At 42.5% G+C, this 14,601-nt stretch carries 17 protein-coding genes; 12 read left to right on the top strand and 5 right to left on the bottom strand.

Translation table 11 applies throughout. The features are described 5' to 3' along the window. Positions 1–254 precede the first annotated feature (254 nt). Both Xmir_RS01400 and Xmir_RS01390 read left to right on the top strand, forming a co-directional pair. On the top strand, positions 255–1,553 hold the full coding sequence (locus tag Xmir_RS01400; protein ID WP_099112693.1) for an adenylosuccinate synthase: 1,299 nt from the start codon (positions 255–257) through the stop codon (positions 1,551–1,553). Positions 1,554–2,047: 494 nt separating this feature from the next. After that, positions 2,048–2,527: an Hcp family type VI secretion system effector gene (locus tag Xmir_RS01390; RefSeq protein ID WP_099112692.1), complete on the top strand. Its 480-nt coding sequence runs from the start codon at positions 2,048–2,050 to the stop codon at positions 2,525–2,527. Positions 2,528–2,558: 31 nt separating this feature from the next. Here Xmir_RS01390 and Xmir_RS33045 read toward each other — a convergent pair whose 3' ends face one another. The 3 genes from Xmir_RS33045 to Xmir_RS01375 form a co-directional block, all read right to left on the bottom strand. Continuing rightward, complete coding sequence (locus tag Xmir_RS33045; RefSeq protein ID WP_422646012.1) at positions 2,559–2,897, bottom strand: DUF1240 domain-containing protein; 339 nt, start codon at positions 2,895–2,897, stop codon at positions 2,559–2,561. 148 nt (positions 2,898–3,045) lie between these two features. After that, positions 3,046–3,933 (bottom strand): hypothetical protein, encoded by an 888-nt coding sequence (locus Xmir_RS01380; RefSeq protein WP_099112690.1) that lies wholly within the window; start codon positions 3,931–3,933, stop codon positions 3,046–3,048. Between the two features lie 41 nt (positions 3,934–3,974). Then, on the bottom strand, positions 3,975–4,172 hold the full coding sequence (locus Xmir_RS01375; RefSeq protein WP_244170830.1) for a hypothetical protein: 198 nt from the start codon (positions 4,170–4,172) through the stop codon (positions 3,975–3,977). Positions 4,173–4,713: 541 nt separating this feature from the next. Between Xmir_RS01375 and nsrR the strand changes: the two genes are divergently transcribed. The 9 genes from nsrR to cysQ all read left to right on the top strand — a co-directional run bounded on the left by nsrR (position 4,714) and on the right by cysQ (position 11,933). Next, entirely contained in the window at positions 4,714–5,133 is a 420-nt protein-coding gene (nsrR, locus tag Xmir_RS01370) for a nitric oxide-sensing transcriptional repressor NsrR (protein ID WP_047962420.1), read from the top strand. A gap of 44 nt (positions 5,134–5,177) precedes the next feature. Next, positions 5,178–7,631, top strand: a complete 2,454-nt coding sequence (gene rnr, locus Xmir_RS01365; protein WP_099112689.1) for a ribonuclease R — start codon at positions 5,178–5,180, stop codon at positions 7,629–7,631. A 58-nt stretch (positions 7,632–7,689) separates the two neighbouring features. Next, complete coding sequence (gene rlmB / locus Xmir_RS01360; RefSeq protein ID WP_099112688.1) at positions 7,690–8,427, top strand: 23S rRNA (guanosine(2251)-2'-O)-methyltransferase RlmB; 738 nt, start codon at positions 7,690–7,692, stop codon at positions 8,425–8,427. Between the two features lie 192 nt (positions 8,428–8,619). Further along, a complete protein-coding gene (gene rpsF, locus Xmir_RS01355) occupies positions 8,620–9,018 on the top strand; it encodes a 30S ribosomal protein S6 (protein WP_047962417.1) in 399 nt (132 codons plus the stop codon). A 5-nt stretch (positions 9,019–9,023) separates the two neighbouring features. Beyond that, entirely contained in the window at positions 9,024–9,341 is a 318-nt protein-coding gene (priB, locus tag Xmir_RS01350; RefSeq protein WP_099112687.1) for a primosomal replication protein N, read from the top strand. A 4-nt stretch (positions 9,342–9,345) separates the two neighbouring features. Then, positions 9,346–9,573 (top strand): 30S ribosomal protein S18, encoded by a 228-nt coding sequence (rpsR, locus tag Xmir_RS01345; RefSeq protein ID WP_000135199.1) that lies wholly within the window; start codon positions 9,346–9,348, stop codon positions 9,571–9,573. A gap of 38 nt (positions 9,574–9,611) precedes the next feature. Further along, on the top strand, positions 9,612–10,064 hold the full coding sequence (rplI, locus tag Xmir_RS01340; RefSeq protein WP_099112686.1) for a 50S ribosomal protein L9: 453 nt from the start codon (positions 9,612–9,614) through the stop codon (positions 10,062–10,064). Between the two features lie 293 nt (positions 10,065–10,357). After that, entirely contained in the window at positions 10,358–10,978 is a 621-nt protein-coding gene (bamJ, locus tag Xmir_RS01335; protein ID WP_099112685.1) for a BamJ family beta-barrel-assembly machinery protein, read from the top strand. Positions 10,979–11,189: 211 nt separating this feature from the next. Further along, positions 11,190–11,933, top strand: coding sequence for a 3'(2'),5'-bisphosphate nucleotidase CysQ (gene cysQ, locus Xmir_RS01330; protein ID WP_099112779.1), 744 nt, complete (start codon positions 11,190–11,192; stop codon positions 11,931–11,933). 91 nt (positions 11,934–12,024) lie between these two features. On the opposite strand, the gene Xmir_RS01325 is transcribed toward cysQ, so the two are convergent. Beyond that, the gene (locus Xmir_RS01325) at positions 12,025–12,582 is read right to left on the bottom strand and encodes a YtfJ family protein (RefSeq protein WP_099112684.1); all 558 of its coding nucleotides are present in this window, start codon (positions 12,580–12,582) and stop codon (positions 12,025–12,027) included. 354 nt (positions 12,583–12,936) lie between these two features. Between Xmir_RS01325 and Xmir_RS01315 the strand changes: the two genes are divergently transcribed. Then, positions 12,937–13,143, top strand: coding sequence for a DUF1107 domain-containing protein (locus Xmir_RS01315; RefSeq protein ID WP_099112778.1), 207 nt, complete (start codon positions 12,937–12,939; stop codon positions 13,141–13,143). A 108-nt stretch (positions 13,144–13,251) separates the two neighbouring features. Here the strand turns inward: Xmir_RS01315 and paeA are convergent, their stop codons facing one another. Further along, a complete protein-coding gene (gene paeA / locus Xmir_RS01310; RefSeq protein ID WP_099112682.1) occupies positions 13,252–14,583 on the bottom strand; it encodes a polyamine export protein PaeA in 1,332 nt (443 codons plus the stop codon). Between the last annotated feature and the right edge of the window lie 18 nt (positions 14,584–14,601).

Below are 14,601 nucleotides of genomic sequence, written 5' to 3'. Positions count from 1 at the left end.
TTTGATGGGCAAATAGCCTTCAATCTACTTTCAATTGGCAAAATAAACCTACAGCGGCCAGCGTGTGTCTGGCCGCTTCCTAAGCCACTGTAAAAAAACATATAGTGGCTTTTTTGTCTGTTATTTTCATTACTAATGTTTACTTATCAGCCCATTTATATGATGAAACGAAATAACAGAAGTAACAAAAAATACTGAAAGGTGCTAAATGAGATGGTAGAATCCATTTTTAAGCAACCGAGTGAACTTTTGAAATGGGTAAGAACGTTGTCGTATTGGGCACCCAATGGGGTGACGAGGGCAAGGGTAAAATCGTCGACTTGCTGACTGAACGGGCTAAGTACGTAGTTCGTTATCAGGGGGGCCACAATGCCGGCCATACACTAGTCATCAACGGTGAAAAAACCGTTCTCCACTTAATCCCATCTGGGATCTTACGTGAAAACGTCATTAGCATTATCGCAAATGGGGTCGTTTTAGCACCAGATGCTTTGATGAAAGAAATGAAAGAGCTTGAATCACGTGGGATTCCTGTACGTGAGCGCCTGCTGATTTCTGAAGCGTGTCCGCTGATCCTGCCTTACCATGTTGCATTGGATAATGCCCGCGAGAAAGCACGTGGCGCCAAGGCGATTGGTACAACAGGTCGTGGTATCGGCCCTGCATATGAAGACAAAGTCGCACGTCGTGGTCTGCGTGTCGGTGATCTGTTCGATAAAGAAAATTTCGCAGTCAAGCTGAAAGAAATCATTGAATACCACAACTTCCAACTGGTTAACTATTACAACGAACCGGCGGTTGATTACCAGAAAACACTGGATGATATTCTGGCTGTTGCTGACATCCTGACTGGCATGGTAGTTGACGTTTCTGACCTGCTTTATAAAGCAACTCAGAAAGGTGAATTGGTCATGTTTGAAGGCGCACAAGGTACGCTGCTGGATATCGACCACGGTACATATCCTTATGTGACTTCTTCCAATACTACTGCGGGTGGTGTTGCGACTGGTTCCGGTCTGGGCCCTCGTTACGTTGACTATGTACTGGGTATCATCAAGGCTTACTCCACCCGTGTTGGTGCAGGCCCATTCCCAACTGAATTATTTGATGAAACCGGTGAATACCTGCGTCAGAAAGGTCAGGAATTTGGTGCGACTACAGGCCGTAGCCGTCGTACTGGCTGGTTGGATATCGTTGCTATCCGTCGTGCGATCCAAATCAACTCCCTGTCTGGCTTCTGCATGACCAAACTGGACGTGCTGGATGGCCTGAAAGAAGTCAAAATCTGTGTTGGCTATCGTCAGGCAGATGGCTCTGTCATTGATACTACTCCTTTGGCAGCAGAAAACTGGGAAGGTCTGGAAGCAGTTTATGAAACTCTGCCAGGTTGGGATGAAAGCACTTTCGGTGTGAAAGAGCACAGCCAGTTGCCACAAGCAGCATTAAACTACATCAAGCGTGTAGAAGAGCTGACCGGCGTTCCTGTTGATATTATTTCTACAGGTCCAGATCGTGCAGAAACGATGATCCTGCGTGACCCATTTGATGCTTAATTGATAGCTTAATCTTTTGGGCAAATAACCGGGCTTAATGCCCGGTTATCTAACCATGTAACACATGACCAAAATGATGCCTAACATATATTCGATCTATAGTTGGATGTGTTTTCTTAGGCGCAAAATGTAAAAGTATATCTTCAACAGTTTCATTGTGTATCATTATTCTCTAATCAGCTCATATCATCCCTTCTTATATTTATGCTTCTACTTCATCAGCTGCCTGAATTGCTTCAGGTGTATATAAAGGTAAAGTTTTTTCATTTATTTTATAATTCTCTAGTGTTGTTGTATGAGCATTATTCCAAACACTTGGTGTTCATGTACTCCATCAGGAACTCCTAGCACATGATAACCAAAAAGGATTTCAAGTAGATCTTTTTTGCCTTGATAATTCCATTGCAAGTTTTTTTAATATGTTAAATTACTCTTCTTTGGCTAAAACCTAAGCCATCGTTATTTAAATAAAAAACATTAGGGCGGTAATTTTAATGTCATACATGATTTATCTAACCTTAAATGGTAAGAAGCAAGGCTTAATATCAGCAGGGTGTTCAACTCTCGATTCTATAGGAAATCGGTATCAAAAAGGACACGAAGATCAAATACAGGTACTCAGTTTAGATCACTCAATATCCCGTCAACAGAATGTAAGTCATCACCCCATACAATTTATCAAACCCATAGATAAATCGTCTCCATTATTGGCGATAGCAATAGATTCCAACGAATCGCTAGATGGTAAATTTATTTTTTACAGAACCAGTCAAACTGGACAGTTAGAGCTTTTTTATGAGGTTAAAATCACGGAAGCAACAATTTCTGAGATTTCCTGTACCTATCCGCACTCTATAAATGATTTTGATGCCATGCCATATGAAAGAATTATACTTAACTATAAATCAATCTCATGGAATCATGTAACAGCGGGTACATCTGCCTATAGCATATGGGAAGACAGAGTTTACTAAGTAAAAAACTAAGCATATATTTAATATATGCTTAGTGACATAACTTTATATTTCTAACATATTCATTTGGTGCAATTAAAGACTTTTTACTACACGTTACATACCCAGAAGATTTTAATTTATTATCAACATATAAAGATACAGGAACACTCAGAAATAAGGCCGTAAAAAATATCCATACCAGAAAATTAACAACACGACCTCTATATGGGCGAGGGGTATCTGAGAAACAAGCACACGTAATAGAAAACAACAAATGAAAACTTATCGGAAATCCAAAAGAAATAAAAAACACCCTCCAAGAAAAATACACTCTTTCATTTAAATTAATTAGTGAAATGAAATCACGCCATGAAAAAAAAACCACCATGGACATAACAAGCATAACCAATAACAATATTAGTATATAAAATACTCTACTCCAAAAAGGGAGAATAACTGGATTTTTGCATTGATTTTTAGCCTTATTTGACATACGGAAACCCCATTGTAGTCACCATAAAAAATATCTAGCATACTTAATTCCATGGCCAAATAGCTGGCATACTTAACGCCATAGCTTGACGATTAATCTCATAATAATCCCCCGATATTTTTTCATCCGCTTCTCTAATACTCTTTATCACTTTGTCTGTTATCCCGAATTCATTATCAAGATAATATAAAGCGATTGCTATTCCTACACCAATAAAAAACAATCCAGCAGAAACACCAATTATACTTACACCTGCGGCTAAAAAATAACTAGATGCTACTTTACCAACCGTGGCAGTTACTAACGTAGTAATCAATAACTTAGCGGCATCAACTGTTATATTCCCCAAAAATTCAGCAAGAGCATATTCATCTTTTGTCATTAATTCAACAGCTCTATAAGCAAGAGAAAAAATTATACAAAACTTAACCCCTGAAACTATGCCATTTACTATACTTTTTGAACCAATGCCTATTTTTAATATCTTTTGATTATCAAGACGATAATTTGTTCCTGTGATAAATTTTCTAACACTTTGTTTACCTGTTATTTTAATATGAGTAGCTCCTCCTCTTCCTTTATACTCTTTAGCTTCAACACCTAAGCTCCTAAACTCATTAATTATTTTCATCACACCAACAGACTCAATCATGTTTCCCGCAAACGAAGATGTTGGATCGGTGCATGCAAATACTTTATCTTTCCATGTCTTATGCTCACCACCTTTACATAAAGCAGATTTTAAAAAACCAAGAGCCTCTTCTAACGTTATTAGAGCATAATGCTCTTCATTCCCTTTATCATTTAATTTTCTTTCAAGCTCAGCATATTGTTTTTTTCTATACTCTTTCATATGAGTAAGAGGCTTTAATTTTCCATTATCAATTACAAGCTGCCCATCCAAAAATTCACTTGAAATTCTTCTGCTCATTTAACACCCCATCAAATTACATAAGATAATAAATCATAGTCTCAAAGTGTTAAATTTCCGGACTCAAGTTTTAATGTTAAAACTCTGCCGTCGGCAACTCGCATGTTAATCATGTCAGCCTGAGCTGCTGATAATAATTGAAAACTAAACATCATCATTACAGCCAGTTTCTCTTCTGCGATAGTCGAGCTATTGGCTAACACCTTACTTATTTCCTGCATCAATATTTCTTTAATCATCCATATAACCTCTCCATTCTTAATTAATGATTAGAATATAACATTTTTATATAAAAAATAGCCACATCAATCACATAACAATAAACTATTAAAATCAAAAATTACTCATTCATAAAGAATGATTGTAACTTGCCAGATTTTTATTTATCCCTATCCCAAAACAACAGAAATTAAGTAACTCAATCAGTTAAAAATGTCACGTTGATTTTATGATAGAAAGTGTGCCGCAAGCATATAAACTTGCTACATAAGGAATAAGCGCAAGATTGTGGCATAAGCTCAGAAAGAGATGGTGGCAGGTCCATCTAATGTGGTTCAATACGGGGCCGGAAGGCGTGGATGGTCAAACCATTACGGATTTTGAATCAAATCTGAAAGATAATCTGTATAAACATAAATTCTGGAACCATCACAAACGAATCACCCGTTTTGCTTAATTTTTAAAATACCCACATAATAATGAACAACTAACGAAAACCAACAAACAGACATTTTTTGGTTCCAAATAAACCCCGTTATATTCAGTCTCCCAGAGGTGAGTGTGCAGTTAACCAGTTTTACTGATTATGGACTACGTGCTTTGATTTACATGGCTTCTTTACCGGAAGGTCAAATGACCAGCATTACAGAGGTAACTGAAGTTTATGGTTTATCACGTAATCATATGGTAAAGATCATTAATCAACTTAGTCACTTAGGGTTGGTGAACGCTGTCAGGGGAAAAAATGGTGGCATAAGTCTGGGGAAACCTGCCAGCGAGATCAGAATTGGTGATGTGGTTCGTTCATTGGAACCACTTTCATTGGTTAACTGTAGTGCCTGTCAAATAACGCCTGCATGTCGCTTAAAATCAGTCTTGAATCAAGCGGTAGAAAATTTTTTGGAAGAGTTGGATAAACATACTTTGGCCGATATGGTTGAAGACAATCGTCCCCTTTATCAATTGCTTCTGATTAAGTGAAGCAGGGGGATAAACAGCTTGCTGATGACAACAGAGGAATGACGATGTCAAAAGATCCTTTTCAGGAACGAGAGGCTGAAAAATACGAATCTCCTATCCCAAGCCGTGAATACATCTTGGATATCATTTCTAAACACACCACTCCGGTAAGCCGTCAGGATTTAGCACAAGAACTTCAGTTAACCAGTGCAGAAGCACAGGAAGCATTGCGCCGCCGTTTGCGGGCAATGGAACGCGATGGGCAGTTGGTTTTTACCCGCCGTCAATGTTACGCGTTGCCAGAAAGGCTGGATTTATTGAAAGGTACAGTGATTGGGCATCGTGATGGATATGGCTTCCTGCGTGTGGAAGGTCACAAAGAAGATTTTTATCTGCCTTCTGATCAGATGAAAATAGCAATCCATGGTGATGTTATACTGGCGCAGCCTTTGCGACCAGACAGAAAAGGCCGCGTTGAAGTGCGCATCGTGCGGGTATTGGAGCCAAAGAGCAGCCAAATCGTTGGGCGATACTTTATGGATGCTGGTATGGGCTTTGTCGTTCCTGATGATAGCCGCTTGTGTTTCGATATCTTGATCCCCAAAGAGGAAATTTGTGGGGCAAGAATGGGGAACGTTGTGGTGGTTGAATTGACGAATCGCCCGACCCGCCGAACCAAGGCCATAGGTAAAATTGTTGAAGTGCTGGGCGAAACGATGGGAACGAACATGGCGGTTGAAATTGCGCTTCGTACCCATGAAATTCCCCATAGCTGGTCACCAATGGTAGAAACACAGGTGGCAGATTTGGATGAAAACGTTCCAGAGTCTGCCAAACAAGGTCGTGTTGATTTACGTGAATTACCGTTGGTGACGATCGATGGCGAAGATGCCCGTGACTTTGATGATGCCGTGTATTGCGAAAGAAAACGCGGTGGCGGCTGGCGGTTATGGGTTGCGATTGCCGATGTCAGTTATTACGTTCGCCCGCAAACACCGTTGGATACAGAAGCACGTAGCCGGGGTAATTCAGTCTACTTCCCTTCTCAGGTTGTACCGATGTTGCCGGAAGTGCTGTCGAATGGGTTGTGTTCCCTCAATCCAGAGGTCGATCGCCTGTGTATGGTGTGCGAAATGACGGTTTCTGCCCAAGGTAAACTCTCTTCCTATAAGTTTTACGAAGCAGTAATGAATTCACATGCTCGTTTGACTTATACAAAAGTCTGGAAAATCTTGCAGGGCGATCAGGAATTGCGTGAGCACTATAAGCCATTGGTAAAGCATATTGAGCATCTGCATGAACTTTATCAGGCATTAGAACAGGCACGTGAACAGCGTGGTGCTATTTCATTTGAATCTGAAGAAGCCAAGTTTATTTTTAATGCGGAACGTCGTATTGAGCGGATTGAGCCAGTTGTACGCAATGATGCGCATAAACTTATTGAAGAGTGCATGATTCTGGCAAATATCGCGGCGGCTCGCTTTGTTGAAAAATATCATGAGCCTGCGTTATATCGTATTCATGACCGGCCAAAAGAAGAGAGTATTCTGAACCTGCGTTCAGTCTTCAACGAATTGGGGCTGAGCCTATTGGGTGGGATGAAACCAGAACCGAAAGATTACGCGCAGTTGATGAAAGACGTCGCGGATCGGCCGGATCATGAGCTGTTGCAAACCATGTTGCTGCGTTCAATGAAACAGGCGATCTATGAGCCTGAAAACCGTGGTCACTTTGGCTTGTCGTTGCGTGCTTATTCTCACTTTACTTCACCGATTCGCCGCTATCCTGATTTGGTGTTACATCGAGCGATCAAGTACTTACTCGCGCAAGAAAATGGTGTTGTTGAGCCTGGTATTGCGGAACATCGCTGGACGCCGACAGGCGGATGGCACAATGACATGGATCATATGTTGCAACTGGGTGACCACTGCTCCATGACCGAGCGTCGTGCTGACGAAGCAACAAGGGATGTAGCAGACTGGCTGAAATGTGATTTCATGCAAGATCAGGTAGGCAATGTTTTCACCGGATTGATTACCAGCGTGACAGGTTTTGGCTTCTTTGTTCGCTTACATGATCTGTTCATTGATGGTTTGGTACATGTTTCGACGCTGGATAACGATTATTACCGATATGATAATGTTGGCCAGCGTTTGATTGGTGAATCTTCTGGGCAGACTTATCGCCTTGGTGATGAAGTTGAAATCCGCGTGGAAGCGGTTCACATGGATGAGCGTAATATTGATTTCACCTTGCTTTCAACGACCCGCAAGGCGCAGAATCAAGGAAAGACCGCGCGCGATAAGGCGAAAAAAGGCAAGCCAGAGCGTAAAAATGACAAAAAAGGCCGTGATTATAAAAAATCAGCCAATTTTGAGCCGGACAGTACTTTCCGTAAAAAGAAAAGTGCGGAAAAGCCTGCATCGCCTAAGCCAAGTAAAAAGAAAAAACAGTCAGACAAAACCAAAAGAATTACGGCAAAACTGAAAGCGAAACGCGCGAAAAAGAGCGCGGGTTAATAGCCCATAAAACAGCCGGTAAAAAACAGTTAATCAGTGAGTTAGGTATTAGCCAGTCATGAGTGAAATTATCTACGGTATTCATGCCGTTAAAGCCTTGTTGGAGCGTGACCCACAACGCTTCATGGAAGTTTATGTATTGAAAGGGCGTGAAGATCGCCGCTTAACCCCATTGTTGCAGGAGCTGGAAAGCATCGGAATTGTAGTGCAACTTGCCAATCGCCAATGGCTGGATGCCCAGACAGAAGGCGCGGTACACCAGGGTATCATCGCACGGGTTAAACCGGGGCGTCAGTATCAGGAAAATGATTTGCCTGACTTGTTGTCACGGTTGGATCGTCCGTTCCTGCTGGTATTGGATGGTGTCACCGATCCTCATAATCTGGGTGCTTGCCTGCGTACTGCAGATGCTGCGGGGGTTGATGCGGTTATCGTTCCGCGCGATCGTTCAGCGCAACTGAATGCGACAGCGAAAAAAGTTGCCTGTGGCGCGGCAGAAAGCGTTCCACTGATCCGCGTAACTAACCTCGCCCGTACCCTGCGTTTGCTGCAAGAACACAATATCTGGGTTGTTGGCACTGCGGGAGAAGCGACCCATGCGTTATATGAGAGTAAAATGACTGGTCCAATGGCCTTGGTCATGGGGGCGGAAGGTGAGGGTATGCGCCGACTAACCCGCGAACATTGTGATGAATTGATCAGTATTCCTATGGCAGGTTCAGTTTCTTCCCTGAATGTATCGGTGGCTACAGGGGTATGCCTGTTTGAAATCGTGCGTCAGAGAAACACTCAATAATTCTTAAGTTCTTTCATTGGAAAGCGTTTGAAAGAAGAATAAACGCGTTTTCTTTACCGGTATCTTGAGTTTTTTGTATTGTGCGGGTATAGTGACGCGTCGATTTTTCAGCCGTACTAAACACGTTCCTTGCCTCCATGGGCCACGGCTGACCCTGACAGGAGGCTGAATAATCCGTAAGGAGCAATGCTAATGCGTCATTACGAAATCGTTTTTATGGTCCATCCTGACCAAAGCGAACAGGTTCCGGGCATGATCGAGCGTTACAGTGCGACTATCACTAACGCGCAAGGTCAGATTCACCGTCTGGAAGACTGGGGTCGTCGTCAACTGGCTTACCCAATCAACAAACTGCACAAGGCTCACTACGTTCTGATGAACGTTGAAGCGCCACAAGAAGCGATTGATGAGCTGGAAACTAATTTCCGCTTCAACGATGCCGTTATCCGCAGCATGGTTATGCGCGTTAAGCACGCAGTAACTGAAGCATCACCAATGGTTAAGGCTAAAGACGAACGTCGTAGCCGTGATCTGGTCTTGGAAGAAGACCTGGTTGATGATGTTGATGAAGCTGGGGATTCTGAAGAGTAATCACCGTGACAACGAATCGTTTGGTGCTCTCTGGCACAGTGTGCAAGACACCGATACGAAGAGTCAGTCCATCCGGCATTCCACATTGTCAGTTTGTGCTTGAACATCGTTCACAGCAACAGGAAGCCGGATTCAGCAGGCAGTCATGGTGCAGAATGCCCGTCATTGCCAGCGGACAATTGTTACAGGAATATACTCACAGTATAACGGTCGGCAGTCGAATCACTGTTTCAGGATTCATTAATTCCCATTATGGGCGTAATGGTCTTAACAAATTGGTTCTTCATGCCGAGCAGATTGAATTGATAGATTCTGGAGACTAGCCAAATGGCACGTTATTTCCGTCGTCGCAAGTTCTGCCGCTTTACAGCGGAAGGCGTACAAGAGATCGATTATAAAGACATTGCTACGCTGAAAAACTACATTACCGAAAGCGGTAAAATTGTACCAAGCCGTATTACTGGCACTCGTGCAAAATACCAGCGCCAGCTCGCTCGTGCTATCAAGCGTGCGCGCTACCTGTCTCTGTTGCCTTACACTGATCGTCATCAGTAATAGGCTCAGTCCATTAACGACTTTGAGAGGATAAGGTAATGCAAGTTATTCTGCTTGATAAAGTAGCAAACCTGGGTAGCCTGGGTGACCAAGTTAACGTTAAAGCGGGTTATGCCCGTAACTTCTTAGTACCACAGGGCAAAGCTGTTCCTGCAACTAAGAAAAACATCGAATTCTTCGAAGCTCGCCGTGCTGAATTGGAAGCTAAACTGGCTGACGTTCTGGCAGCAGCAGAAGCTCGTGCAGAGAAAATCAATGCACTGGGTTCTGTCACCATCGCTTCTAAAGCGGGTGACGAAGGTAAACTGTTCGGTTCTATCGGTACTCGTGACATCGCTGATGCAGTGACTGCTGCTGGCGTTGAAGTATCTAAGAGCGAAGTTCGCCTGTCTAACGGCGTTCTGCGTACTGTTGGTGAGCACGAAGTTCACTTCCAAGTACACAGCGATGTATTCGCACAATTGAACGTTAACATCGTTCCAGAAGCTTAATCCCTGATTAGCTGAAGAACATGTGACAAAAAACGCTGGCAATGCCAGCGTTTTTTGTCAGTATGCAAATCAAGCGTTTTCACAATGACTTTCTAACTATGTTAGCTTCACCAGATTGGCGGATGACAACCGTAGTCATGTCTGGCCCTCCTTTTACTCAAGTTATACTAAAGTGTGATAATGTATTTTTGTTTTACAAGAGTAAAACTTCCTTTAAAAACTCCTCACGCGTTTACCCATCCAGACAGTGCTGTTATGCTTGAACCTTCACTTATTTAATAACAGGTATTTTCATGACAACACCTTCTTTTGAGTCTATTGAAGCGCGGGCAAGTTACGGTATTGGCTTGCAGGTTGGGCAACAATTACAGGAATCTGGTTTACAGGGACTGGAACCCGAAGCGCTGTTGGCAGGGCTGTGTGATGCGCTGGAAAGCCGTTCTCCTGCGATTCCTGTAGAAGAGCTGCATCGTGCGCTGCGTGAGATACATGAACGTGCTGATAGCGTTCGTCGTGAACGCCAGCAGGCGATGGCAGAAGAAGGCAAAAAATTTCTGACAGAAAATGCTCAGCGTGAAGGCGTAAGCAGTACTGAATCTGGTTTGCAGTTTTCTGTTCTGACACAAGGCGAAGGTTCTATTCCGGCTCGTACTGACCGTGTTCGTGTTCACTACACTGGCCGTCTTATTGATGGCACGGTATTTGATAGTTCAGTACAACGTGGCACACCAGCAGAATTTCCTGTCAGCGGCGTGATCCCAGGTTGGATTGAAGCTTTGACTCTGATGCCAGTAGGTTCTAAATGGGAACTCTATATTCCTCACAATTTGGCTTATGGTGAACGTGGCGCAGGCGCGTCTATCCCTCCTTACAGCACATTGATCTTCGAAGTGGAATTGCTGGAAATCCTGTAATTTTCTATTGGATCAAAAAAATGGCCGGTTAACCGGCCATTTTTTTGTGTGCATTTTGGGATTATTGGGGAATTTGGGAACCATTGAGCAATAAAGTATTCGCCATTCCAGTAAAAAATGCGCTAAAAATGTAACTTCAAGGGGTATGCCCAGATAGTTTTCAATTTGAAAGCGTAAGGGGATAGCTGAACAATGAATGCAGAGGTGTATGATGCTACAACAGATCTGCCAATTAGCACGGGAAGCAGGCGCGGCGATCATGGAAGTTTATCAGGCTGAGGAACCGTTACAAGTGGAACATAAAACGGATGACTCACCTGTTACTGTTGCAGATATTGCCGCTCATAATGTCATTAAAGCAGGATTATCGCGCATTGCGCCTGATATCCCGTTGTTATCAGAAGAAGATCCTCCTTCATGGGAAGAACGGAAGAACTGGCAGCGCTATTGGTTGGTTGATCCACTGGATGGGACGAAAGAGTTCATTCGTCGGAACGGTGAATTTACCGTCAATATTGCATTAATTGAAGATGGTGTACCTGTCATGGGGGTCGTTTATGTTCCTGTGCAGAATGTTTTATATTCAGGGCAAGGTCGTCAGGCGTGGAAGGAAGCCAATGGTCAAACCCTTCCCATTAAAGTGATGTCTGCGACGCGACCAATCGTAGTCGTTAGCCGTTCTCATCGGGATGATGAGGAATTGAAAGACTATCTTGCCCAATTAGGGGCTCATGATACCCTTTCGGTAGGGTCTTCATTGAAATTCTGTATGGTTGCCGAGGGAAAAGCCCAACTTTATCCCCGTTTTGGGCCAACCAATATTTGGGATACTGGTGCGGGTCATGCTGTTGCAATTGCCGCAGGTGCACATGTCACGGACTGGGAAGGAAAAACATTGAATTACACACCGTGTGAATCTTTCCTGAATCCAGGGTTCAGAGTCAGTATTTTTTAATGTTAAGTTGATAATGGCTCACAATGTTAGAGCCATTATCACTGTACGATCATTAAAATTACCGCAATTGAAAATTTGATTGCGGCTCAGGTTATTTTTTCAGTTCGTCTTTGATGATGCTGATAACGTGAGTGATCTCTTCGTTATTTAGTTTGCCATCTTTGACAAATTTCACATTACCGTTTTTATCCAGCACGATGATTGCTGAACTTTTAGGTTCCAATCCCCAGGCTGTTTTAGACAACCCGTTGCTATCGACAATAAATTGTGACCACGGGAACTGCTTTTTGCTGTCTTCAAGGCTATTACGGACAAAAACGCTGGTGCCAAAAATAGCATCATCAGTATTTACGATGCTGGTTGTTTGATATTGATCCTTAGGTAAATTCGCATTTTTCAATGCTTGAATCAGAGGATCATTCATCTCTTTTGCAGAACTACGACCGGCAATATGCTGGATAGTTCTCACTTTTCCCGGAAGCTCGGTCGTACTCCAATTTTGGTAGCTGAATTTGCCATCGTTAAGCAACAGCTCACCTTTATCTGTCACACTAACCGCAGGAACTTGTTGTCCCAACGTGATGTTATGGGCGAATGCAAATATTGGCATTAAACTCAATAATGCAGATAACGCAATGTTTTTTATCATATTTATACCTTATTTGGCATGGTATGGCATGTTATCAGGGAACATCATACTCAGCATAGCGCTTGTTAACTGGTCTGTCCTCAATAAATTAAACATTTTGGTAACATTTGGAACAATGTATAAGCTTAATGATGTGTTTTTGTTGAATGATTCTATTGAATTTCATGATGTTATGCTGAATTAGTGATTAAATCTTTGCATTTGAGGGGAACAAATTTCTATAAATGTAGTCTATACATTCTGCATGACAGTGATGTGTCTTTTGATTCACTGGTTATGTGATGCGATTGTGTGATGCAATTGCGTGATGCAATAGAATGGTATCGTAAGAAGCATGGGAGGAAAAAAACAGAGATGAAAATCTTTCACCACTATAACCCACTGAAAATTGCTCTCTACGTAAAAACCCTATTTCGTGGGCGTTTATACATTAAAGATATGGGTGCTTTTGAATTTAACTACGGGAAGATTTTACCACCGAAGATAAAAGATAAACGTCATTTCAATGTAATGAGTGAAGTTAATCAGCAAGTATTGCGCCTACAGACCGAAATGGGGTGATTTTTCTACAAATGCTCATTTACTGATAGATATGTGCCATGATTAATTGCGCATTATTAGTATGATAAACGGCCTTGCGGCCGTTTTTTGGTCTTCGCTATTTATTTTTTACACTTCATGCGGTTGCTTGGTACAGGATTGGTTGGGTTGAGCAAGGGGATCAACAACTTTTGTCACGAGCAATTGATCGATCTTATAGTTATCAATATCCACCACTTCAAACTTATAGCTGCCAAATTTCACAGAATCTGTACGCTTGGGAATTTTGCGTAAGCGGAACATCATGAAGCCGGCGATGGTTTCATAATTACTGGAATCTGGAAAGTCATCAATATCCAGAACTCGCATGACATCTTCAATTGGTGTGCCACCTTCAATCAGCCATGAATTTTCATCGCGAACAACGATTTGTTCTTCTTGTCCTTGACCGATTAAATCTCCCATTAATGTGGTCATAACGTCATTGAGAGTGATGACTCCCATTACCAAAGCATATTCATTGAGAATGATCGCGAAGTCTTCACCCGCGGCCTTAAAACTTTCCAAGGTATCAGAAAGTGAGAGAGTATCTGGGATCATCAGGGCATTGCGGATTTGAACACCCTCTTTCAGGTTGAGGCTTTGCCCGTTCAGGACGCGATTGAGCAGATCCTTTGAATCTACATAACCAATGACATGATCAATATCGTCATCACAAACAAGAAATTTTGAATGGGGATGGGTGGAGATCTTTTCTTTAATGCTGTTTTCATCTTCACTTTTATCAAAATACACCACACTTTCACGGGAGGTCATAGCAGAAGGTACAGTGCGTGATTCCAGTTCAAAAACATTTTCAATCAGCTCATGCTCTTGTTTACGTAGTACGCCTGCAATTGCGCCTGCTTCAACGACAGCATAAATATCATCGGAGGTGATGTCTTCGTTGCGCTCCATTGGGATCTTAAAGATTTTGAAGATACAGTCAGCGAGGCCATTGAACAACCAGACCAGCGGGTTAAGAATAGCCAGACAGAAACGCATTGGGTTGATAATTTTCACGGCAATGGCTTCGGGCTGAGTCATACCAATGCGTTTAGGGGTTAAATCAGCGAGCAGGATAAAGATACTCGTAACGATGGTAAAAGAGCAGAGAAAACCTAGCTGGTCTGCCCATTCCGGGTGCATGAACTTTATAAACAAGGCCTTCAGAGCGGGAGAAAAAGCGGATTCTCCAACAACCCCCGCAAGAATTGCGACGGCATTCAGGCCAATTTGAACGACAGTAAAAAACATGCCGGGAGTTTCTTGTAGCTTAAGGACATGGGCAGCGTTGAGATTTCCCTCATCAGCCATGAGTTTTAATTTGATTCTTCTTGAAGCAGCCAGAGAAATTTCTGATAACGAAAAAAATGCACTAATGGCACAAAGCAAGATTATGACTAATAAACTGTTTAACATAAAGTGTCCATATTGTGT

The organism is Xenorhabdus miraniensis (assembly GCF_002632615.1).
This window is presented reverse-complemented; position numbering and strand designations above follow the sequence as displayed.